The sequence below is a fragment of the Paenibacillus sp. FSL H7-689 genome (assembly GCF_000517905.1).
In the GTDB taxonomy this organism is placed as follows: Bacteria; Bacillota; Bacilli; order Paenibacillales; family Paenibacillaceae; genus Paenibacillus; species Paenibacillus amylolyticus.
Genome location: NZ_ASPU01000007.1, coordinates 143,185 through 167,447 on the forward strand (window position 1 = coordinate 143,185; position 24,263 = coordinate 167,447).

The following is a 24,263-nucleotide window of genomic DNA, read 5'->3' on the forward strand; positions in this document are numbered from 1 at the left end:
GCATAGGGAGGCAGTGAGATGAAACTTGGTATTCTGGCACATACATTTGGCAAACAGCCTACAGCACAGCTTGCGCAGACGATTGCGGATAACGGATTTAATTCCGTACAGCTGGCGCTGGCCAAAGCATTATCCGATGTGGACTCATCGAATGGCAAGCTGAGCCCAGGGCTAGCGAATGAGATCGGAGATCAATTTGCACAGCGCGGGGTGAAGATTGCAGTACTCGGCTGTTATATTAATCCGATTGACCCTGATCCGGTAAGACGACGTGCGGACATTGATCGATTCAAGGAGCATCTGCGTTATGCCCGGGATTTTGGTTGCAGCATGGTAGCAACGGAGACCGGGGGCTTGGACACCTATCAGGATACACATCCGGATGGATATGAAGAGAAGGCGTGGAGTGTGCTGAAAGAAACGGTTGAGGAGTTGGCTGAGGAAGCGGAGAAATGGGGGGTGCATGCGGCGATTGAGCCTGTGTCCACACATACTCTTCATACCCATGAACATATGACGCGTTTGTTTGAAGAGATTCCTTCATCGAATCTGGGGATGCTGTTCGATCCGTGTAATCTGATCAAACAACCACATGCAGCAGATCAAGGGGCTTTCTTGCGCGAGGTAATGGAATCGCTGTATCAGCGCATGATTGTGATCCATGCCAAAGATGTAGCCTTTGATGCACAGGGAGAGAAGTACAATCCGGTACCTGGGGCAGGGATACTGGATTACCCGTTATTTTTTGAATTGTTAAAAACGTATAAGCCACATATCGATATTTCACTTGAAGGCGTAACTGCGGAGGAAGCTGTACCTGCGGCTAAACATTTGCGTGAAGTATGGAGTGCAGTTCGGGTCTAACCAAACCCAGGATGAGGTATTGCATACCGAAGCCAAAGTAGCTGAAAAACCTTTGCGAGTGCAAAGGTTTTTTTGGTACAGAAATCGATAATGTACATATTTAATTTTTCTTATCGGAACAATCGGAAATAATTCTTTTCAAATGCGACATCTTGTGAGAGAATATGGAAAACATACGCCACCATGCGAAGACATCAGTAACTTAAAGAACCTATATATTGAGGGAGGATTCATATTTATGTCAAACGAACGTGAGCTTTCATTTGAAACATTGGCAATTCATGCAGGCCAGGAGATTGATCCAACCACCAACGCACGAGCTGTGCCCTTGTATCAGACAACATCCTATGGATTCAAGGACACCGAGCATGCAGCTAACTTGTTTGGTTTGAAAGAGTTTGGCAACATTTATACCCGTCTGATGAATCCAACAACCGACGTGTTTGAGCAACGGATTGCGGCGTTGGAAGGCGGAGCTGGAGCGCTGGCTACAGCTTCTGGTCAGGCAGCCATTACGTTTTCACTTCTGAATATTGCTGGTGCAGGTGATGAGATTGTGTCTTCGGCGAGTTTGTATGGAGGTACATACAATCTGTTCTCGACGACTTTGCCGAAACTGGGTCTGGACGTAAAATTTGTGGATTCCAGTGATCCTGAGAATTTCCGGGCAGCGATTACGGAGAAAACGAAAGCATTGTATGCCGAAACGATCGGTAATCCAAAGGGGAATGTACTGGATATTGAAGCGGTGGCAGCCATCGCTCATGAACATGGAATTCCTTTGATCGTGGATAACACATTCCCAAGTCCGTACCTGCTTCGTCCAATCGAACATGGCGCAGATATTGTCGTTCACTCTGCAACGAAATTTATTGGCGGTCATGGTACATCCATTGGTGGCGTTATAGTGGACAGCGGGAAATTTGACTGGAAAGCAAGTGGCAAGTTCCCTGGATTGACGGAGCCGGACTCCAGTTATAACGGTGTGGTATATACGGAAGCGGTTGGACCGATTGCTTATATTATCAAAGCTCGTGTACAACTTCTGCGTGACTTGGGTGCAACGATCTCTCCATTCAACTCCTGGTTGTTGCTGCAAGGACTCGAGACATTACATCTGCGCGTAGAGCGTCATAGTAGCAACGCCCTTGCGGTTGCAGAATTCCTTGAGAAACATGAGGATGTGTCTTGGGTAAGTTATGCAGGTCTGCCGAGCCACGGTTCTTATGAGCTTGCACAGAAGTATCTGCCAAGAGGGCAGGGTGCGATTCTAACCTTTGGAATCAAAGGTGGTGCGGACGCGGGTCGCAAGTTGATTGAAAGTGTCAAACTGTTCTCTCACCTTGCAAACGTGGGCGATTCCAAGTCACTGATTATTCACCCGGCAAGTACAACTCACGCGCAGTTGACCGAAGATGAACAAACTGCAGCAGGGGTTAATCCGGAGTTGATTCGTCTGTCTGTGGGTACGGAGAACATTCAGGACATTATCTATGATCTGGAGCAAGCCATCAAAGCAAGTCAGGGAGCAAGCGTAGGCGCGTAAATGGCATTTGGGTGGATGTGTAAACAATCACTTAAGTGATATGCCATAAACAGGTCATATAAATATCAATAGATGGTTAAAGCCGTTGTCCTCCGGGACAGCGGCTTTTTGTCTTTTTGAACACGCATTTATGATTAACAATCGAAAAAAGCCCATTTACAAATGTGGATCACAGGCATATACTGATTAAAAGTTGTATTGAGTAAACACAATTGCATAAGTGCAAAAATGATTATCATTCTCATTCGAGATTATTTCAAAATCATTCACAAAACCATGCTGCTGCGGGATTCCCGCAGCAGCATGTGTCATTTTTAGGGCATTAACAATGGCTCTCATTCTCAATACAACTTCATTTTTGGGAGCGGAATTTAGCAGACTCGTCATCCGCAAACCTACCATTCGAAAGGAACGTGATTCATATGCAAGCGATACATCAACCACTACACAGACAGAAGCAAGCGGAACAGCGCTTATCCCAAACACCAGGCCCAAACCGGGGACGTAAGCCTGATTTTCGAGCCATGGTGCAGAATAAAGAGATGCAATCTGCATTGGGCAGCGGGCTGTTGATGCTGATTGCCTGGGGAACTGCACCTTATTTTGGTACCTTATCCATCATGCTCTACATTGTGGCGTATACCGTAGGCGGTTGGACCAAAGCGAAGGAAGGCATCGAGACACTGGTCAAGGAACGTGATCTGGATGTAAACCTGCTGATGATTGCAGCATCCCTCGGGGCAGCAGCCATTGGTTACTGGAATGAAGGTGCGATGCTGATCTTTATTTTTGCACTCAGTGGTGCGTTGGAAAGTTATGCGACAGAGCGCAGTCATAAGGATATCTCATCTTTACTGGCGCTCAAGCCAGAGACGGCACTGCGTATTGAGGATGGACAGATGAACCTCGTGGCTATTGATGATCTGGAACCTGGTGATCTCCTGTTGGTCAAACCGGGAGAACTGATTCCTGCGGATGGCGTGGTGTACCGTGGGAGTTCTTTTATCAATCAGTCGTCCATCACTGGAGAATCCCAGCCTGTGGACAAAGTTGCGGGGGATGAAGTCTATGCAGGTACGGTAAATGGGGAGGGTGCATTATACGTAGAGGTTACAAAATCGGCTGAAGGGTCACTGTTTGGCAAAATCATTAAAATGGTGGAAGAAGCGCAGGCAGAAGTGCCGGATTCCCAGCGTTTTATGGAGCGGTTTGAAGGAATTTACGCACGTATTGTTGTAGGGGTAACTTTACTTGTGATTGCAGGAACTCCACTACTGCTTGGCTGGACATGGAATGAGGCATTTTATAAAGCGATGGTGTTTCTGGTTGTTGCTTCACCTTGTGCATTGGTGTCTTCCATCATGCCTGTTATGCTGTCCGCGATGTCCAGCAGTGCGCGCCGTGGTATTCTCTTCAAGGGTGGTGCCCATATGGAGAATATGGCTCGCACGCGGGTCGTGGCTTTTGACAAAACAGGTACATTGACCATGGGCACCCCGCAAGTGACCGATATTATTACGGCTGAACATGTAGATCGTGCCCAGCTGTTAGCTGCAGTAGCGGCGATTGAGAACCTGTCCATGCATCCTTTAGCTCGTGCCATCGTAGATCAGGCGAACAAGGAGAACATCACACTTCAGGAAGCGGAGCACGTACAGGCTTTAACAGGCTGGGGCATCGAAGGAACTGTAAACAATGTGGTCTGGAGCATTGGCAAAACAGATGTACTGGGATCAATGCAGTTAGAGGAGATGAAAGACAGCAACGTTGATGATCCAGATGAACATGGTGCTAACCATATGAAGGTATCTTCTGAGTGGAGCGTTGTACGTTCCCGTCTTGAGGGGGAGGGGAAAACCGTATCCGTTGTTAAGGCTGATGGTAAATTAGTCGGGCTGATCGCCATGCGGGACACCGTAAGGCCACAGGCAGTAGCTGCAGTGAAGAAGCTTGAAGCCTTGGGTCTAAAAGTTGCCATGTTAACAGGTGATCGGGCCAGATCTGCTTCTGTGATAGCGCGTGAAACAGGAGTAAGCATGGTTTATGCAGACTTGCTGCCTGGAGATAAGGTGAAGCAGGTACAAGCACTCCGCAAACAGTATGGTCCGGTTCTGATGGTAGGGGATGGCGTTAATGATGCGCCTGCCCTCGCAGCAGCAACTGTGGGTATGGGGATGGGATTGTCTGGCAGCGGAACTGCACTGGAGGTTGCTGATGCGGTATTAATGAACGATAACATTGAAGAGATCGCTTGGGTGATTGGGCAGGCTCGTCGAGCACAGCGCACGGTGAAACAGAATATGTTTTTTGCCATTACCGTTATTCTGGCTTTGATTGTTGGTAACTTCCTCCAAGACGTTGCATTGCCTCTGGGTGTGGTAGGTCATGAAGGCAGTACAATTCTGGTTATTCTGAATGGGCTTAGACTGCTACGGTAATCAGATTAGAAGAGGAAAATGGCTAATTGGTCTCGCTAGTAGTATGCGGCTGGTTGAACAGCTTACGTTTGAACCTTGGGTCAGCGGGTAATGATTCGAAGAGACGATTCGATAATAAGGGAGCTGTGAAATATGGGACGTTATGTACAAGTGGAACCAAATGTAAAAGTATATGTTGAAGATATTGGCGAAGGAACCCCGGTTGTCTTTTTGCACGGCTGGCCTGTTAATTATAAAATGTTTGAATATCAATTGAACGTACTGCCGAACCATGGCATTCGTGCCATTGCGATAGATTTTAGAGGATATGGCTTATCGGATAAGCCGTCCACAGGATATGATTATGATCGCATGGCAGACGATGTTCGTGCCGTTATTGATGATCTGGAGCTGAAAGACGCGGTACTCGCAGGATTCTCTATGGGTGGAGCGATCGCAGTACATTACATGGCTCGCCATAAGGGACATGGCGTCTCCAAGCTGGCCTTGTTATCTGCGGCAGCACCTGTGTTCACACAGCGTGAAGGTTATCCGTATGGATTGACTCCAGAGCAGCTGAACGAGCAGATCATTGAGCCAATCTTTGCAGATCGTCCGAAGTTACTGGAGGCGTTTGGCGGCATGTTCTTCGCGAAGAAACACAGCCAGCCATTCATGGATTGGTTCCACGCCCTCGGCATGGAAGCTTCATCTTATGGTACCATTCGCAGTGCAATTGCGTTGCGGGACGAGGACTTGCGAGGTGACCTGAGTTCCATTCAGGTGCCAACAGCCATTTTGCACGGGAAAAAAGATGAGATCTGTCCGTTTGAGTTCGCCGAGCAGATGCACCAAGGCATCGCTTCGTCTCAGCTGATTGCTTTTGAAGAGAGTGGTCATGGTGCATTCTATGATGAATTGGAAAAATTCAATTCGGAATTGATTCGTTTCATCCAATCCTGATCAGGAGAGGGCATAATACCTCTGACAGACGATCCCAGTAATTTCATGGAATCTTCATTTGTGGCTAAACAAAGAACCCGGTTGACAGTCTTGGACTGTTCGCCGGGTTCTTTAGTCTTCAATTAAAACAGTTCTGTCAGACCAATCATCGTGATGAGCCCGAGTAAAAAGGACATCGTCGCCACACGTGCATTGCCATCGCCGTGACTCTCGGGAATAAGTTCCTTATAAACAATGAACATCATCGCACCGGCTGCAAAGGCCAGACCATAAGGCACAAGACCAGCTACGAGACTGCTCAAGGTGTAACCAATCATAGCTGTAATAATCTCTACCGCTCCGGTCAGGGTGGCAATACCCAGCGCTTTGAAGCGGCCAATGTTCTGGTTTACTAGGAAAAGGGCCACCAGAAATCCTTCCGGCGCATTCTGCAATCCAATGGAAAAGGCAATGAGATTGCCAAGGTTCTCATCCGAGCTTGCATAGCTGACTCCAACGGATAACCCTTCCGGCAGATTATGCATGGTGATGGCTGCAATAATCATGAAGGCTTTGGTTTCAATTTTAAAAGGCATTTTCTCGGGATTCTCCAGATCGACGTGTGGGATCTTCATCTCCAGCACCAGTAGAACCAGGCTACCAAGCATAATACCAAATGCAAGTACAAAGAGATTCGATTGGCCAAGCGCTTCCGGAATGAGATTATACACCGAGGCCGAGGTCATAATACCTGCGGCGTATGCCAGCAAGATATCACGCAGACGGTGCGATATTTTGCGCATAAATAGAATCGGTACGGCCCCTAGGCCGGTAGACATGGCTGATATAAAACTGCCAATGAGTGCATCGTTCATGCTTCCATTTTCCCTCCTGATGAAGACTTCTTCATAATCGCTGCCGAGCATTGACACCGTACATAAAAGAGATCATAATGAACAACAGATTAGAATGATTATAAATTAGAATTCCGTTTCTGCATAGGGCCATTGTCATATCACAGGCAGGTCTTGTGGACATGATGTGGGCTTTTCGTTCTAGTGTATGCAAAAGCCTAAGCTTTTGATGCCGGAGGGTCTAACCTTTTTGCAGAACCCGGGGGAGGAACTATACATGTATAAATCAATTATTATTGGAACAGGCCCTGCAGGGCTGACAGCAGCAATCTATCTGGCACGTGCCAACATGAACCCACTCGTTATTGAAGGACCACAACCTGGTGGCCAACTGACAACAACGACTGAAGTGGAGAACTTCCCAGGTTTCCCTGATGGTATTATGGGTCCTGAACTGATGGACAACATGCGTAAACAAGCGGAGCGCTTCGGTGCTGAATTCCGCACAGGCTGGGTGAACAACATCGACATGAGCGAGCGTCCATTCAAGATTCAAGTTGAAGGTATGGGTGAACTCGTATCGGAAACATTGATCCTGTCCACAGGCGCAACTGCTAAATACCTGGGTATCCCTGGCGAAGAAACGAATATAGGCCGCGGTGTCAGCACATGTGCAACATGTGATGGATTCTTCTTCCGTAACAAAGAAATCATCGTCATCGGCGGTGGCGACTCTGCCCTTGAGGAAGCAAGCTTCTTGTCCCGTTTCGGTTCCAAAGTAACACTGGTACACCGTCGTGAAGAACTGCGTGGCTCCAAAATCATGCAGGATCGTGCACGCAGCAACGAAAAAGTAGAAATGGCTTTGAACCGTACACCACTCGAAGTACTTGCTGGCGACAACGGCGTAACCGGACTGAAAGTGTTAAACAACGAAACAGGTGAAGAAGAAGTGATTCCGGCAAGTGGCGTATTCGTAGCGATCGGTCACACACCAAACACTGGTTTCCTTGGCGGACAGATCACTACGGACGAACATGGATATATCCTGACTACACCAGGTACATCCGAGACAAACATCCCAGGTGTATTCGCATGTGGTGACGTTCAGGATACACGTTACAAACAAGCGATTACAGCTGCAGGTAGCGGATGTATGGCTGCCATGGACACAGAGAAATACATTGAGAGCTTGGAGCACAGCGCAGTTGTTCTGTAATAGAATGAGCTGATTCCAACCAAACGATAGATTAATAAAAAACATATGAGGTGAATTAAACATGGAAAACGTAATTTTATATACATCTACCAACTGCCCGAACTGCAAATCCGTAAAAACGTTCCTGGCTGACAAAGGTATTTCATATGAAGAGCGCAACATCGAAACTAGCGATGAATTTGCACAACAAGTATGGGACATGGGTGTACGTGCCGTGCCATTGACTGTCATTGGTGAACACCGCATTCTGGGTATGAACAAAACCCAATTTGCCAAAGCATTGGACGCTTAAATCAGGCTGATTATCTGAATCATCATATGTTGAAAGAAATTTTCGATTCATATGCAATTCCGGTTTTCGCGAGCCGTTAGGATATAGAAAGAACCGTACCCGGAAGGGTACGGTTTTTTGTGCAAACGCAGAATATGATCTAGAAAAAAATACTCATGAAAGTCTGAAATACAACATACACCAGCAATCCTGACAGCATGTACATGAAACCAGCCTTCTTTTTGCTCTGGAACAATCGGAGTATGCCAAGGCTGAACAGGGGCGCAAGCACAATCAGGAACAGGAGGACGGTGACAAACATTTGCGCCGAGATATCTGAAGTATCCACGTAGGTCACGCTTTTTTTCACTCCGTTTCGTTATCGGAATTAACACAGCTTGATTCACACAGCCATGACAAAAATCACATAACCCCATTATACATCTGGATTTCTTTAACAAAAAGGGAGGAAATGGGGCGAAATGATGTCAATTTTCATCTGTTATTAGACAGACACCCTAATTTTACCTAAAAACTGGGATATCGCAGAGTAAGCGGCACCAACGCGGGTGGAACGGCTGCCCAGAGCTGCCCATTCAATCTGCAAACTGCGGCGGTGATAAGGTAATGTACGTTCCTCGACAACTTGTTTTAACGCTGTTTCAATCCATGGACCTGCTTCAGAGAGCGGACCGCCAATGATAATACGTTCCGGGTTGAAACTGTTAACGATATTGGTAATGCCAATCCCCAGTTTGCGTCCAATCGTGTTGTATAATTCTTGAACAGCATCGTGGCCTTGCTCCGCATGATGAATAAGCTCTCGTGTGGTATAAGCAGGTAATTTTAGCTGGTGATCCGGGTGCTCGTAGGCTTTTTCCGATGCGTACAACTCCCAGCAACCACGATTACCACAGGAGCAGGGCAGACCTTCCGCTTCAATGGACATATGGCCTGTTTCTCCTGCGTAGCCCCACGCGCCTTTGTATAATTCACCATCTACCATGATGCCTGAACCAATCCCCATGCCTGCACTGATGTAGATCATGTGACGTACACCGATACCTGCCCCAAAATTCAACTCTCCATGGGCACCAGCATTGGCTTCATTATCGATCGTTACAGGCAGTTGAAATTCTTCTTCAAGCATCGAGCGCAGAGCTACCTTCTCCCACCCCAGGTTGGGTGCAAACAGGACCGTTCCTGCCTCATCCACCATGCCGGGCACCCCGATGCCAATACCAATGACTCCATGAGGGGAAGCAGGAGCTGCTTCAATGAGCTGTTTTGCTGCCAATTTCAATTGCTCCAGTACAGAGGACACGTCATGATGTTCCAAGGTCACTGCGTACTCTGTAATGATGTGTCCTTCCAGATCTGTAAGCACGCCTTTCAAGTGGGTCACACTGAGTTCCAGACCGACTGCATAGCCTGATGTCCCTCGGAACAGCAGCATGAGTGGTTTACGTCCGCCGCTGGATTCACCAGGGCCAATCTCCTGCACCAGGTCATCACTGATCAGATCAGCAACCAGGTTGGATACCGTTGCTTTGTTCAGCCCCGTAACCTCGGACACTCGTGCGCGAGAAAGAGGGGCATGGCGCCGGATCGTATCGAGAACGATCGACTTGTTTATTTTTTTGACCAGCATCTGGTCTCCGGTAATTTTCATATGGTTAAGGCACTCCTATTCTTCTGATAAAAGGGTTCTGACCCACATCCGAAACAAGTTATTCGACTATTATAGCGTAAACAACCATGTAAAAAACAATTTTATTTTACTTTGTTTAACCAATAGACAAAGTATATTCGATGTGATAGGATAACTATGTAAACGATTTCTTAAAACTATTGAGGAGGCATTTTACACATGGCCTATTTTGAATCCGTTAATAAAATTGCATTTGAAGGTAAAGATTCCAAGAATCCTTTTGCTTTTAAACATTATAATCCGGAAGAAGTGGTAGCCGGCAAATCGATGGAAGAACATTTCCGTTTTGGCATGGCTTACTGGCACACATTAACTGCAGGCGGCAGTGACCCGTTCGGTGCGGAGACAGCTGTTCGTTCGTGGGATAAATACTCAGGTCTGGACCTCGCGAAAGTACGCGTGGAAGCGGCATTTGAATTTTTGGAAAAAATGAATCTTCCATTCTTCTGTTTCCACGATGTGGACATTGCACCAGAAGGCAACAACCTGCGTGAGTTCTACAGCAACATTGATACGATTGTTGATCTGATTGAAGATCATATGAAATCCAGCGGCAAAAAACTGCTCTGGAACACGGCGAACATGTTCTCGAACCCGCGCTTCATGTTTGGTGCAGCTTCCACTTGCAACGCAGACGTGTATGCTCACGCTGCAGCACAGATCAAAAAAGGTCTGGAAGTTGGTAAACGCCTGGGCGCTGAAAACTATGTATTCTGGGGCGGTCGTGAAGGTTACGACACATTGTTGAACACAGACATGCAACTGGAGCAAGACAACATTGCTCGCATGTTCCACATGGCTGTAGACTACGCGAAGGAAATTGGCTTTGATGCACAATTCCTGATCGAGCCTAAACCAAAAGAGCCAACGAAACACCAATATGATTATGATGCAGCAACTTCGATTGCTTTCTTGCAAAAATACGGTTTGGACAAACACTTCAAACTCAACCTAGAAGCAAACCATGCTACACTGGCTGGTCATACATTTGATCACGAAATCCGCGTTGCTCGTACAAACGGTATGCTCGGTTCCCTCGATGCGAACCAAGGCGACATGTTGATCGGTTGGGATACGGACGAGTTCCCGGTTGATATGTACGATGCTACATTGACAATGTATGAAGTATTGAAAAACGGCGGTATCGGCCGTGGTGGTGTGAACTTTGACGCGAAAGTACGTCGTGGTTCCTTCGAAGCTGACGATCTGTTCCTGGCACACATCGCAGGTATGGATACGTATGCAAAAGGTCTGAAAGTAGCAGCGAAGTTGATTGAAGATCGCGTATTCGATGACTTCATCGAAAAACGTTACAGCAGCTTCAGCGAAGGTATCGGTGCAGATGTAGTTGCAGGTAAAGCAACACTGGCTTCCCTTGCTGAGTATGCACTCAACAACGAAAGCCCACGCAAAAACCAATCCGGACGTCAGGAATTGCTGAGAGCACAACTCAACCAGTACATCTTGGCTGACTAATAGCGGATTAGGCAGGGTTGGTGAACGTCGACCACCGATGGTTACTCAACTCATATGTGTTGATCATTAGTATCCAAGCTTGCCTATGCACAAGATTAGCTTGTACCATGGAACGCCTGAACAAGCATGACATTCGGACCGTCCCCGACTTTCCCTTGGGAAGACGGGGGCGGTTTTTTGGTTAAACAACGCGATTTTTTAAAATTTTTGATATAAATGTTTGTCTAAGATGGTGCATGCAGAACGAAGTGAGCAGAAAGGACCCGAGGTAACGGCGATCCGAGGGTTTTCTGATCACGGAGTGACCACATGAGCATCAAGGTTTCATTTATAACCAATGACGAATCAAGGTCATTGGATCAATCTTTCTGTTATAAGAACGAGTATGTTTTTACTGTTTTGATATAAATGGTTGTCTAAGATGGTGCATGCAAAACGGAGTGAGCAGAAAGGACCCGAGGAAGCGGAGCGTGCGCATTTATCCCCGGATTTCTCCCTTGTCAAAGGGATTAAAGGAAATCCGGGGGTAACGGCGATCCAAGGGTTTTCTGATCACGAAGTGACCATATGAGCATCAAAGGTTTCATTTATACAATCTTGTTACAAACGAGAGGAGTTAACCTATGAGTTACGTAATTGGCGTCGATCTTGGAACCAGCGCGGTCAAAACCGTGTTGGTCAATCGTGAAGGAAAAGTGGCATTTGAAGCATCCGAGGCATACCCGTTGTACCAGCCCAAGGCTGGATACAGCGAACAAAATCCCGAAGATTGGGTAGAGCAGACCATTGTTTCCTTGCGTAAATTGCTGGAAGTGTCTGGCGTGCAGCCTTCGGAAATCGAGGGATTGAGCTTCTCCGGTCAGATGCACGGACTGGTCTTGGTAGATGCTGAAGGCAAACCGCTGCGTAACGCAATCCTGTGGAACGATACACGTACTACGGCTCAGTGCCGTCGCATCGAAAAAGTGCTGGATGGCAAGCTGTTAAGCATTGCCCGGAACCGTGCACTGGAAGGCTTTACCTTGCCGAAAATTCTGTGGGTTCAGGAGAACGAGCCTGAATTGTTACAGCAAGCATCCTTGTTCCTGTTGCCAAAAGACTATGTACGTTATCGCCTGACCGGGGATTACGCTATGGATTATTCCGATGCAGCGGGAACTTTGCTGCTGGACGTTGCAGGCAAGCAGTGGAGCAACGAGATTGCAGAAGCTTTCGAGCTGCCAATCTCTCTTTGTCCACGTCTTGTGGAATCGTTTGAGGAAGTGGGCACGTTGCTGCCTGAGATTGCGGATCAAACGGGTCTGGCGGCTGCGACAAAAGTATTTGCAGGTGGTGCGGATAATGCGTGTGGTGCCATTGGCGCAGGCATTCTGAGTGAAGGACAGACGATGTGCAGCATCGGAACGTCCGGGGTTGTGCTTTCCTACGAAGAGCGTAAAGATCTCGACTTCGAAGGCAAAGTGCACTTTTTTAATCACGGGGAGAAAGATGCCTTCTATATTATGGGTGTAACGCTTGCCGCAGGATATAGCTTGTCCTGGTTCAAGGATACGTTTGCAGCGGATAAATCGTTTGATGTGCTCTTGCAGGGCATCGATCAGATTCCGGCGGGCAGCAACGGATTGTTGTTCACACCATATATCGTTGGGGAGCGTACACCTCATCCGGATGCGAATATCCGTGGCAGTTTCATCGGTATGGATGCAGGGCACAAGCTGGAGCACTTTGGACGTGCGGTGATGGAGGGTATTACCTTCTCGCTACGCGAGTCCATTGATATTCTGCGTGGTGCAGGCAAAACAGTCAATGAAGTTATCTCCATTGGTGGCGGTGCCAAGAACGAAGCTTGGTTGCAAATGCAGGCTGATGTTTTTAACGCCACGATTGTGAAGCTGGAGAGCGAACAGGGTCCTGCGATGGGTGCAGCGATGCTGGCTGCCTATGGCTGTGGCTGGTTCCCGTCTTTGCAAGAATGTGCAACAGCGTTTATTCGTCCAGCGAAGTCCTATGAGCCGAACCCGGAAACGGTTGCCGTCTATGATGGACTGTTCGCACTGTATCAGGAAGTCTATGGACAGACGCGTAGTCTCAATGATCGTTTGGCTGAATACCGTTAATTCATTTATTTCACTACATTAATATTGTGATTACCTTAAAAGCATCCGCGAAGGCGGGTGCTTTTTTTGTCGTTCATCAAGATTAACCCCATGAAAGGTTTACTTGGCCTGCATATCCGCATTCCGGCTCTGCATAGATTGGAAATAGAGGATTGTGATTCGTCCAGGAATTGTGTGTCGGACATTTTAATAGGTAGAAGCTTGCGCATGGGGGTGAAGCTTTGGATGGACATGAGGAACATGGAAGACCACATATTACCTTGTCGATGATCGTTCGTAATGAAGAGAATCGCTATCTCAGGCAGGCACTGGAGAGACATCGTCCCTGGATTGATCGCGCAGTAATCATTGATGACGGAAGCGCGGATGGAACGGTCGCGCTGTGCAGGGAACTTCTGGACGGTATTCCACTCGTATTAGTGGAGAACACTGCTTCACGTTTTGCAGACGAGGTAAGTCTGAGAAAACAACAATGGGAAGAGACGGTGGCGACCAATCCGGAGTGGATTTTGAATCTGGATGCGGATGAGATCCTAACCAGTGACTTTGGGGTGGTACGTGATCTGCTGCTCAGTGGCAATGAAGATGCGATCTATTTCAGATTGTTTGATATGTGGAGTGAGACGCATTACCGGGAAGATGAGTTCTGGCAGGCGCATGCCTATTATCGGCCATTTCTGATTCGTTATCACCCGGGGATGAACTATGAATGGAAGGAGACACCCCAGCATTGTGGTCGTTTTCCGTTAACGATCCAGCATTGGTCCTATGGATGTCATGCTCCCCGGGTGAAGCACTATGGTTGGGCGCGGGAAGAAGACCGTATCCGCAAATATGAACGCTATCAAGCACTGGACCCTGAAGCAAGATACGGTTGGAAGGAACAGTACGAATCGATATTGGATCAGGAGCCACGACTGTTGGCATGGTTCGAATAAGGAGAGGGGGAGTGAGCACGTTGAAGAAAGAACCGTTACGCAAATCGCAAGAAGAATCCCAACCTCAAATAGAGCTGAATTCACAAGAAAAAGAGAATGAGAAAGAACATCAAAAAGAGGAGCAACATGAGAGCCAGAGTAATCATCGACCGTCCAGACGTTCTGATAATTCGCTGGAAACCCGCCAATCGGAAGAGCATGAAGCGTTTGAGCAAGAAAGAATACTGATCGCCAGCCCGATTCGCCAGACAACTCCGGTTCTCCGTGAATTTCTGGATTCTCTGCATGCACTGGAACGAACAACAGTGAAGACGGATTATCTGTTTGTTGACGATAACGTGGAAGAAGCCGCATCGAATATATTGCATGAATTTGTGCTTCAGCATGAAGGGACGGTTATTCAAGCAGATGAACATGGTAGCGGTAGTCCTGACAACAAAGGGGTGTACAGCAAGGATGAGGGAGGACACTATTGGCAGGATGAGCAGATTTGGCGTGTAGCCGGTTTGAAAAATCGCATATTGCAATATGCACGCGACAATCACTACGATGCGGTGTTCCTGATTGATTCTGACTTGGTGCTGCATCCACGGACGCTGGAGCAACTTGTATCGAGTGGCAAAGACGTTGTATCCAATATTTTTTGGACCCGCTGGCAGCCGGATGCCAGGGAAATGCCGCAGGTATGGCTGCAAGATGAGTATGCTTTGTTTCGCCGCGGTGGCAAAACAGTAGACGGAACCGAGACGGAGGACGAGGGCACGCAAACGACTGCTTTTCTAAATCAGCTACGGATCCCGGGTTGTTATGAAGTTGGAGGGCTAGGGGCATGTACTCTTATTCGCAAAAATGTTCTGGCAGCAGGAGCTTCATATGACCAGATTCCCAATGTATCCTTCTGGGGCGAAGATCGTCATTTCTGCATCCGTGCTCAAGCACTGGGTTTTCGTTTGTTCGTTGATACTCATCTCCCCGCATACCACATCTATCGATTGTCCGAACTTCCGGGGGTTTCCGCCTTTAACCGCAGGGCGAGACGAGGGGAGGAGACGATCAGTATTACCCTGTGTATGATTGTGAAAAATGAAGAAGCTTCCCTTGCGAGATGTCTGGACTCGGTCAACGGTATCGCCGATGAGATTGTAATCGTGGATACCGGATCAACGGATCGTACCCGTCAGATTGCTTCCAGATATACGGATCGTATCGTTGATTTTGAATGGGTGGATGACTTTGCAGCAGCACGCAACTATGCCTTCGATCAGGCAAAGAGTGAATATATTCTGTGGCTGGATGCAGACGATGTGTTCGAACCGGAAGATCGGGCGAAACTGATCGCCTTGAAACGTTCGCTGGACCCGGATGTTGATAGTGTTACAATGGATTATAATCTGTCATTCACAGCAGATGGCAAGGTAGCCTACAGCCTGCGCCGGAATCGTCTGGTGCGTCGGGATCGGCAATTTCGCTGGATTGGCGCGGTCCATGAATATCTGGCTGTAGCGGGCAATCTGCTGCATAGTGATATAGCGGTTACCCACAAGAAAGATAAGGTGTATACCGATCGTAATCTGCGGATCTATCGCAAAAGGGAACAGGCCGGAGAGGAATTCGGGCCGCGTGACTTGTACTATTTCGGTAATGAGCTGAAGGACCATGGACAGCATGAGGATGCGGTGAAGTACTATGAGAAGTTTCTGGATACCGGATTGGGCTGGGTGGAAGATCAGATCGCTGCTTGCCAGAAAATTGCGGATTGTGAAGCTGCACTTGAACATCCGGAACAGGAAGTCACGGCGTTGTTCCGATCATTTGCCTATGATTTGCCAAGAGCCGAGATTTGCTGTCGATTGGGTGGTTATTTTGCCGACCGTGAAGATTATCGCAAGGCCCTGTTCTGGTACGAACAGGCGACTCGTGCTGTACGTCCTGATGACCCTATGGTAGTGCTGAATGAAGCAGCTTGGACCTGGATGCCGCATCTGCAACTATGTGTGTGTTATGACCGGATGGGTAACCGTGCCAAGGCCCGGGAACATAATGATATCGCACTCGCCTATCATCCAACACATCCAAGCATGTTATATAACGATCGATACTTTAAAGATTTGGAGAAGGATAACGTATTGGAAAATGCCTAAAGCATGCATATAGATTGGAACTGTAGGTATAGATATTGCTGGAACAGTTGTTTGTAACAAGAGCCTCCTCTGATAAAAGAGTGGACGCAATGTGCCACTTTTATGAGAGGGGGTTATTGACGTAATTGTATTAAAGGAGTTATTGTAGATATATTAAGTCTTTTATTAGGGAGGAATGAGATGATGAAGTATTCCAAAGCTACCAATTACGCCCTGCACACGATGCTTTTTCTTGCGGCATCCAATTCAGATAAACCTGTGGGTGTGCAGCAACTTTCAAAGTGGCAGAATGTTTCACCCACATATCTGTCCAAGATTTTAACCAAATTGACGAAAGAGGGGATGATTCATTCTTCATCTGGTGCCCATGGCGGGTATACACTTCAGGAGAAGTGGGAGGATCTTACGTTTTTGGACATCATACAGGCCATTGAGGGTACAACCTCTCTGTTTGATTGCTGTCATCATAAACAGGGATGCTTAATTCAAGAAACCATGATCACTGCCGAAGGACAGATGGAAGAAGTGCTTAAAAATCGAAAATTATCTTCAATTGCCGGTAAAATATCAATGATGCATTAAGTATTTTTTTTGTATTTATAATAGATATAATTTGTCTTTTATATCTATTATAAATTTCGACAAACGAATATATCCAGAAGATTTCACACACTATTCTTTTGAATAAAGGAGACTGAAATGAATTCATTTATTATCTATTTATTGGCTTTAGGAGCCTTTGTTGTGGGAACAGCCGAATTTGTCGTATCTGGCGTTTTAGATATCATTGCCCGCGATTTACAGGTTTCGATCTCATTAGCGGGACAATTGGTCACCGTATATGCACTATCTCATGCATTGGGTGCCTGGGCTCTGGTCATGCTGACTTCCAAGTTACAACGTAAAAAAGTACTTCTGTATTCCATGCTTATTTTTATCTTGGGAAATATCATTGCATTCTTCAGTTTGAACTTTGGCATGCTTATGTTCTCACGCATCGTATTGGCCATGAGTGGTGGTCTATATTTTGTCCTAGCCACGAACTATGCTGCAAGACTAGCTCCTTCTGGCAAACAGGGTAGTGCCATTGCAACTGTCATCACAGGATTCACCGTTTCATTGGTATTAGGAGTGCCGATTGGTACCTTCATTGCTGCCTACATGGATTGGCACTACGTTTATATCATGATTGCAATTATCGCATTTATTAATTTCATGCTGTTGTACAGATTTATTCCTCGAATGGAGGGTAACCCGTCTCTCTCCCTGAAGCAACAATTATTGATTATCAAAGATAAAAAGGTTATCACCGGATTATTAACGACTGTTTTCTGGATTCTGGGTTACACCATGGTATTTGCTTATATCGCTCCACTTTTAAGTTCTGTAGCCGATTTTTCAATAGAAATGATTAGTACGGCGTTACTTGTATTGGGTGTATTTGCATTCATAGGTTCCCGTCTTGGTGGCTATGCGGTAGATCGATGGGGACCTGTTCGCACGATTCCAATCAGTTTGATTATTCATGCTGGTGCCCTCTTTATTTTGCCAATCACAGCAGGTTCCACAATAGGTATTCTTCTGACCATCATGATTTGGGGCACAGCTGCCTGGATAACAACGCCCGCGAATCAGTTCTATTTGATAACATTGAGACCACAGTCTTCTGAAACAGTCCTGAGTTACAATACGGCAGTAATGAACATAGGTATGACTTTCGGTGCCGGATTGGGAGGTGTAGTTGTGAAATACAATTCCGTTCAAAATTTGGGGTGGATTGGTGGTATGGTCCTGCTGTTGGCGTTGGCGATTGCCCTTGTTTCCTTCAGGTTGACTACAAAACCAAGTTGAATTCAATGTCTTTTTAAAAGCAAGAAGTGAATATTGGATCAAATGATTTCATCCAGGAGAGGATATGCCTTACAATAATGAATAACGGAAAAGCGGTGACCATGATTGCCTGTCTTCGGCTGCCGAATTGATGAAGCAAGGGGAACTGGATATGAATTTGACGGAAGTACTATTGGAGTCAAGGCTAGTTGCGATTGTGCGCGGTATAAGCCGCGAAGCGGCAGTAACAGCTGGACAAGGTATGACAGGTGGCGGCATCCGACTAATGGAAGTCACACTGAACACACCTGGAGCACATGCTATTATTGCAGACTGGCGTGAGCGGCATGAAGGAAAGGCTTATGTTGGAGCGGGTACGGTACTGAATGTGCAGATGGCGAAGGAAGCCGTCGCTGCAGGAGCACAATTTCTGGTATCTCCCAATGTCGATCTGTCTGTCATTGAATATGCTGTAGAACATGGTGTCGAGATCTGGCCTGGAGCCATGACACCTACGGAGATTGTCGCTGCCCACGAAGCGGGAGCTCGAGTTGTGAAGTTGTTTCCGATGGCGAGTCTGGGTATACCGTATCTGCGGGAGATCAAAGCTCCACTGAATCATATTCCACTGCTGGCAACAGGTGGTGCCACACTGGAGAATATTGCTGATTATTACGCAGCAGGCGCTGCTGCAGTGGGTCTGGGAAGTGCACTTTTACCACGAGAAGCTCTTGTGGCAGGAGATCATGAGCAGATTGCAGCATGTGCACGGAGATTTGTGGAAGCAGCCGAAGCCTAGGCACCAGCGTTAGATGAGGGATATGTATATTTGGGTATATATATGAAGGTGCCTTTAGATTAATTGTTGGATCAATCTTTATCATAAAAACCCATGTCGCTTAACGTGCCGTTCATTCTATTGTTTTATGATGGATGTATGCCAGAATTCGGAGAGGAGAGATGCCCTGTGAAAGCTAAAACAATGATAGGCGGCATGCTCGCCGTGGCCGCAGTAACGGCAGGTGGTTTATGGAAGGCAGCGGTAAAGAGCCAGACACCCAAGAAGATTCCAATCACACTCACACCCCCAATGCCATTTGAGGATGTGACCTTTGACAGTGGGGGAGGTCGGGTGCATGGCTGGTTCATCCCCGCCAGAGCCGACATTCCGAAACCATGGCCGCTCGTTATTATTGCACATGGCTGGGGCTCCAATCGCTCCCGTGTTCTTCGTTACGCACGTCCGATCTGGGAAGCTGGATATGCCTTATTTATGTATGATGTGCGTAGTCATGGGGCCAGTGATCCGGTTCGTGCTGCATCTGCCTACCTGTTCCGGGATGATCTGCTCGCGGCATTGCAGTATACGACTGCACGACCAGAGATTGATGCGGATGCCATCGGAGTGCTTGGACATTCTTTGGGTGGACTGGGTACGATTCTTGCAGTGACGGAGGGAATTCCTGTATCAGCAGTGATTACGGACTCGATGCCATCGCAATTTGAAGTAATCGTCAGTTCAGAGCTGAGACGCCGACGTCTGCCCTTGTTTCCACTGGCCCAGTTAATTCCGAGAATCTGGTTCTGGCGACTGGGTGAATCTCTGAAATCTTATCGTCAGCGTGATCCGGTGATGATGCTGAATGAACGGCGCAGGGGGATGCAACTGCCGATGCTTATGGTGCACTCCAAGGGAGATAATTTCATTCCCCCGAGTGAGCTTGAATATTTTATGTCCAAAGCCGATCCGCCTGTTGAACATCTATGGGTCAACAGCGGAGGACACAGTTGTTCTGAGGAAGATCCCACCTTCTGGGACACCGTTATTCCCTTTTTGAAAACCCATGTCCAAGGTCAGGCGAAGTTGAACGATTCGTCTAAAGCGAGTAGTTGACAAGGTAGATTCAGCCTACATAAGAGTGCAGGCTAACAGAGAAAACGCCAACGTGGTTGGCGTTTTTTTGCTGTTACTAGCAATATGCAGAAATTCACATTTGTAAAATTGCCCGGAAAACGACGCTTAAAAAGGAAGCTTATGGTATCATAGAATAGACTGGCAATATTCATGCGAGGTTATTTGTTATGCTTCTTTGTATGAAATTGAAGGGAGAGGTCCAGATTTGAGTTTGAATTGGAAGTTTAATTTACGATTGAAAATGTTCGCAACCAAAGCAACAACCGCAGCGATGGCAACACTGCTGCTTGCTTCGCAAACACCAGGTTTTGCAGGCAGTGCATCAGCCGCGCAAGCAGAGCAGTTGACCGCAGCGACAACGGGGGAAAATGAACAACTAGACGCAACGAGCAATGACGTGCCTGAGGGAGCGAAAATCTCATCCAGGCAAGCCAGTGAAAATATACTGAAATTATTTCCATTATTAAAAAAAGCAACGATCTCATCTGCACGATTCGATTCACCTAATTCCTATCCACCGCCAGACTACAAGGCGTGGGAGATCGGGTTCCAGATTACACAAGGTAATCATACGTCCGGATTCAGTGGAACTGTACATGCAGGCACAGGGGAAGTGTTAAGTGTACATTTGCCGTCGGATATCCTGGATAAACATGTCTCGGAATCAGATGTGAAGTTAACCAAAGCTCAAGCTGAAGAAAAGGCCGTGGCATTGTTGTACCAAGCGATTCCAGGACTTAAGGAAAGTGAATATGCTCCGCTTGGAGATCTGTATTCTTCTATTGAACAAGAGTCATTGTTTGGCAGAACAGAGTATCGATACGGGTACCAGTTAAAACATGATGGATTGTTAACTGACGCAGAGACAGTCTACATTAATGTGGATGAAAGTGGTTTGGTGACAGGTTACTCACGAGGTACTATCGAAGCCAAGTATCCCTCATCGAAACCGGCAGCTTCAGAAGAGAAGGCCAGACAGCAGTTTGAAGAACAGTTCGATGTGGAACTGGCTTATATCGCCAAAGATCGTCTATCTTCCAAACAGGGTCAGCAGTATTACCTTGCATATACACCAAAAAATATCAGTATCATTCCGATTGAAGCCAATACGTTGGAACGGATTAATACATTAACAGGTAAAGCTGTAGATGAAGATTCCTTGCAGCAGGATACGAAGTTGAAAGGTGATGTAACGCCTTTTGTCCCGGCCAATGGTACGAGGTTAAATGTACAGCAGGCCGCCAATCGGGTCGCAACAAACTTTGATATACCCAAGGGTTATAAGCTGGAGCATAACCAGTTGGGCAAGGGATATTACTCAAGTCCGAACAATCAGGTGTGGAGTCTGAGCTGGAGCGATCGAAGTGCCAATATGTCCTATATGTTCATGCGGGATATCTCAGCACAGGTAGATGCAGTTACCGGGCAGATCTACAGTTATACGATGATGCAACGAATGGGACCGGAGATGGAACAGGAGAAGCCGGCTGAGGAGAAGGCAGGCAAATTGGTAACCCGGAAGCAGGCTGAGAAACTGGCGATGGACACGGTGATTGCGCTAGTTCCAGACGCAACGGAGCAGTTCCGACTGGCTAACGTGATTGAGGTGGATGATGCTCGCACATTTTTGTTCCAGCGTTATCTGAACGGAATTCCGGTTAAGGAAGATACGGCACAAGTACAGGTGTTAAACAACGGGACGATTAACGAGTTCTATACACGTATTGCGGCAACGCCTGAACAACTGCCGGCAGATGTTAAGCCAGCCATCAGTTATGAAGAGGCCAAGGCACTCTATCTGGAGGAATTCAAGCTGATCCTCGCATATTCCCGTTATGGCGGATATGGTATGAACGGTGGTCAAGTCATCCCAGCGGGGGTGAACCTTGCTTATATGCCTACACGTGATGAGAATTCGATCTATGGCAACTATGAAGCGCTGGATGCGAACACAGGGGAGTGGAAGCTTTTATACGGGGACACCAGCTCCGCAACAAAGGCTGAGCCTACGGATATCTTGGGTCATGTGGCCGAAGCGGCTCTAAGCAATATGACACAGCATGGCGTATTGCTTGCTGATGAGCAGGGACGCGTATTCCCGGATCGTGTTATCACCCGAGGAGATTGGTTTAACTATCTGGCAAGAGCGATTAATCCAAATATGGATCTGTACTACAGTGGGGACGGAGATGACAAGTTATACGCTGATGTGACGCCTGACAGCCCGTATTATAAGGCAGTTCGGGCATTAATCGATCAGCGCTGGCTTGCCGGAGCGGACCCTGAACAGAATCTGAATCCGCAAGAAGAGATGACACGTGAAGAATTGGCAGTGCTGCTTGTACGTATTTTACGCTATGAGAAGCTGGCCGGATTCTATACGTTGCCATCGGATCTTCCCAACATTGCGGATGCCAGTGCCATTACGAGTAAGGGAGCGGTTTCCCTGAGTTTGAAGCTGGGATTGCTTCCTTCGATTGAAGGACGATTCATGCCTGCACGCAAAGTGACGGTAGCTGAAGCGTCACAAGTATTGGAACGGCTGGCGAAGCTTCAAGGTAAAACAGATACGTTTATGAGTGGTAATCGTCTGTATTAGACGAGGAATCACTCATCTCATACCCAGACGAAACATAGGATGAAGATAACGGGTAATCGTGATTCACTGAACTGAAGATCAAAGGGACCTTCCATAGAAGGTCTCTTTTGATTTGCTTTGACAAAACTAGAAGAATGACGACAGAGCCTTTTGTGATACAATAGGGCGTGAGAACTTTGCAAAGAAGGGTGGGTTCCTTTCATGGGTAAGAACGGGAAACGAATTATCACCATACTGCTGGCAGGCTGTCTGATTGCTGTAGCATTACCACGTACGGTTGATCTGGATCAACTGTATGCTGCATCAGGGACATCAGATATATCCACGGCAACAGATTTGCGCCAGACCTTGCTTACCGCAATGTCACAGCGAACGGAGGAACTTGTTTTTACATACAAAGGCAATGTGAAAGGCCTCAAAAAACAATTACAAACCTCCATCGATGAGGCAATGAAGAGTGACCCCTATATTCAATATACCGTTAAAAGTTATGCATTTAATTATAAAGGCTCCAATGTGTCGGCCGAGGTGCATGTGACTCTCTCCTATCGGGAGACCAAGGAGCAGACCGATTATGTGAATCGTAAAGTCACAAACGTGTTGAAAGAAATCATCAAACCAGGCATGACGGATCATGAGAAGGTCAAGGTCATCCACGACTGGATTGTGCTTAACCTTTCTTACGATACTTCGTTGAAGAAATATACGGCCTACGACGGGCTTGTTACAGGCAGTACCGTATGTCAAGGATACTCATTGCTGGCTTATCGGATGCTGGAGCGAGTAGGTATCGATAACCGGATTGTGGAAGGTACAGCCGGCGGGCAGCTTCATGCCTGGAATATCGTGAACCTGGACGGCAAGTGGTATCACATGGACACCACCTGGGATGATCCTACCCCTGATCGCAAAGGTAAGGTTAGCCACAGCTACTATTTGCTGAGTGATGATGAGATGGCACGTGACCATATCTGGACAGGCAAAAGCAAGTACCCCGCTGCGCCAGCCCCATATCGAGAAGCTTTATTAAAGCTGGTGAAGGCCGGAGATAGCAAAAAAGCCGCTTATCAGAAGCTGTACCATGCTCTGGACTATTCCCTGTATGATGAACAGGATGCTGTTAAAGGCCATGCTGCGCTGAAGACCAAAGTTCAGAGTAAGCTGAAGGAAGGCGGAACCTCGCTGACATTCAGGTACAAGGGTACGGAAGCTGGACTGATTGAAGATTTGCAGGATTTGTACCAACTTGGCATGAAATCGATATCTTATTATGTATCCAAAATGGAAGGTACTACGGATCTGCGCGTCAAAATTAACTGGACACTATAACAACCGTTTGAACAGGATGCTCCGCTTGAGGAGTATCCTTTTTTGTGTTCAATTTTGTGTTCAAAAACGAGGATTTTAGTGTTGTCTATTTTTT

19 protein-coding genes and 1 pseudogene are annotated in these 24,263 nt (G+C 47.1%); 17 read left to right on the top strand and 3 right to left on the bottom strand.

The genetic code is table 11. The features are described from left to right. Positions 1 to 18 precede the first annotated feature (18 nt). The 4 genes from C170_RS04955 to C170_RS04975 all read left to right on the top strand — a co-directional run bounded on the left by C170_RS04955 (position 19) and on the right by C170_RS04975 (position 5,790). Positions 19 to 864 (top strand): sugar phosphate isomerase/epimerase family protein, encoded by an 846-nt coding sequence (locus C170_RS04955; RefSeq protein WP_036606923.1) that lies wholly within the window; start codon positions 19 to 21, stop codon positions 862 to 864. Between the two features lie 238 nt (positions 865 to 1,102). Then, positions 1,103 to 2,410, top strand: coding sequence for a homocysteine synthase (locus C170_RS04960; protein WP_036606925.1), 1,308 nt, complete (start codon positions 1,103 to 1,105; stop codon positions 2,408 to 2,410). A gap of 422 nt (positions 2,411 to 2,832) precedes the next feature. Next, the gene (locus C170_RS04970; RefSeq protein ID WP_036606929.1) at positions 2,833 to 4,848 is read left to right on the top strand and encodes a heavy metal translocating P-type ATPase; all 2,016 of its coding nucleotides are present in this window, start codon (positions 2,833 to 2,835) and stop codon (positions 4,846 to 4,848) included. Between the two features lie 132 nt (positions 4,849 to 4,980). After that, the gene (locus tag C170_RS04975) at positions 4,981 to 5,790 is read left to right on the top strand and encodes an alpha/beta fold hydrolase (protein ID WP_036606930.1); all 810 of its coding nucleotides are present in this window, start codon (positions 4,981 to 4,983) and stop codon (positions 5,788 to 5,790) included. Between the two features lie 122 nt (positions 5,791 to 5,912). On the opposite strand, the gene C170_RS04980 is transcribed toward C170_RS04975, so the two are convergent. Next, positions 5,913 to 6,644, bottom strand: coding sequence for a ZIP family metal transporter (locus tag C170_RS04980; protein ID WP_036606933.1), 732 nt, complete (start codon positions 6,642 to 6,644; stop codon positions 5,913 to 5,915). Positions 6,645 to 6,900: 256 nt separating this feature from the next. On the opposite strand from C170_RS04980, the gene trxB reads away from it, so the two are divergent. Further along, positions 6,901 to 7,842 carry a thioredoxin-disulfide reductase gene (trxB, locus tag C170_RS04985; RefSeq protein ID WP_036606934.1) on the top strand — a complete coding sequence of 314 codons (942 nt, stop codon included), beginning with the start codon at positions 6,901 to 6,903 and terminating at the stop codon, positions 7,840 to 7,842. A 61-nt stretch (positions 7,843 to 7,903) separates the two neighbouring features. After that, entirely contained in the window at positions 7,904 to 8,134 is a 231-nt protein-coding gene (locus tag C170_RS04990; RefSeq protein WP_036606936.1) for a glutaredoxin family protein, read from the top strand. 139 nt (positions 8,135 to 8,273) lie between these two features. Here C170_RS04990 and C170_RS04995 read toward each other — a convergent pair whose 3' ends face one another. Both C170_RS04995 and C170_RS05000 read right to left on the bottom strand, forming a co-directional pair. Beyond that, positions 8,274 to 8,471, bottom strand: coding sequence for a hypothetical protein (locus C170_RS04995; protein ID WP_017692236.1), 198 nt, complete (start codon positions 8,469 to 8,471; stop codon positions 8,274 to 8,276). A gap of 147 nt (positions 8,472 to 8,618) precedes the next feature. Then, positions 8,619 to 9,785 carry an ROK family transcriptional regulator gene (locus C170_RS05000; RefSeq protein ID WP_036606939.1) on the bottom strand — a complete coding sequence of 389 codons (1,167 nt, stop codon included), beginning with the start codon at positions 9,783 to 9,785 and terminating at the stop codon, positions 8,619 to 8,621. Positions 9,786 to 9,983: 198 nt separating this feature from the next. Between C170_RS05000 and xylA the strand changes: the two genes are divergently transcribed. The 11 genes and pseudogenes from xylA to C170_RS05050 all read left to right on the top strand — a co-directional run bounded on the left by xylA (position 9,984) and on the right by C170_RS05050 (position 24,169). Then, positions 9,984 to 11,300: a xylose isomerase gene (gene xylA, locus C170_RS05005; RefSeq protein WP_036606941.1), complete on the top strand. Its 1,317-nt coding sequence runs from the start codon at positions 9,984 to 9,986 to the stop codon at positions 11,298 to 11,300. Positions 11,301 to 11,923: 623 nt separating this feature from the next. Beyond that, positions 11,924 to 13,417, top strand: coding sequence for a xylulokinase (gene xylB / locus C170_RS05010; RefSeq protein ID WP_036606943.1), 1,494 nt, complete (start codon positions 11,924 to 11,926; stop codon positions 13,415 to 13,417). A 221-nt stretch (positions 13,418 to 13,638) separates the two neighbouring features. Next, on the top strand, positions 13,639 to 14,355 hold the full coding sequence (locus tag C170_RS05015; protein ID WP_235200717.1) for a glycosyltransferase family 2 protein: 717 nt from the start codon (positions 13,639 to 13,641) through the stop codon (positions 14,353 to 14,355). After that, positions 14,343 to 15,002 (top strand): annotated as a pseudogene (locus C170_RS31640) (glycosyltransferase); the annotation flags it as partial. The gene C170_RS05015 and the pseudogene C170_RS31640, both read left to right, overlap by 13 nt. A 423-nt stretch (positions 15,003 to 15,425) precedes the next feature. Continuing rightward, positions 15,426 to 16,496 carry a glycosyltransferase gene (locus C170_RS31645; RefSeq protein ID WP_036607090.1) on the top strand — a complete coding sequence of 357 codons (1,071 nt, stop codon included), beginning with the start codon at positions 15,426 to 15,428 and terminating at the stop codon, positions 16,494 to 16,496. 183 nt (positions 16,497 to 16,679) lie between these two features. Further along, positions 16,680 to 17,078 carry an RrF2 family transcriptional regulator gene (locus C170_RS05025; RefSeq protein WP_036607093.1) on the top strand — a complete coding sequence of 133 codons (399 nt, stop codon included), beginning with the start codon at positions 16,680 to 16,682 and terminating at the stop codon, positions 17,076 to 17,078. A 117-nt stretch (positions 17,079 to 17,195) separates the two neighbouring features. Then, positions 17,196 to 18,347, top strand: coding sequence for an MFS transporter (locus tag C170_RS05030; RefSeq protein WP_036606945.1), 1,152 nt, complete (start codon positions 17,196 to 17,198; stop codon positions 18,345 to 18,347). A gap of 151 nt (positions 18,348 to 18,498) precedes the next feature. Next, a complete protein-coding gene (locus tag C170_RS05035) occupies positions 18,499 to 19,125 on the top strand; it encodes a bifunctional 4-hydroxy-2-oxoglutarate aldolase/2-dehydro-3-deoxy-phosphogluconate aldolase (protein ID WP_036606947.1) in 627 nt (208 codons plus the stop codon). A 168-nt stretch (positions 19,126 to 19,293) separates the two neighbouring features. Then, the gene (locus tag C170_RS05040; protein ID WP_051447016.1) at positions 19,294 to 20,220 is read left to right on the top strand and encodes an alpha/beta hydrolase; all 927 of its coding nucleotides are present in this window, start codon (positions 19,294 to 19,296) and stop codon (positions 20,218 to 20,220) included. Between the two features lie 226 nt (positions 20,221 to 20,446). Then, positions 20,447 to 22,840, top strand: a complete 2,394-nt coding sequence (locus C170_RS05045; protein WP_036606949.1) for an S-layer homology domain-containing protein — start codon at positions 20,447 to 20,449, stop codon at positions 22,838 to 22,840. 201 nt (positions 22,841 to 23,041) lie between these two features. Further along, complete coding sequence (locus tag C170_RS05050) at positions 23,042 to 24,169, top strand: transglutaminase domain-containing protein (protein ID WP_036606951.1); 1,128 nt, start codon at positions 23,042 to 23,044, stop codon at positions 24,167 to 24,169. The last annotated feature ends 94 nt before the right edge of the window (positions 24,170 to 24,263 follow it).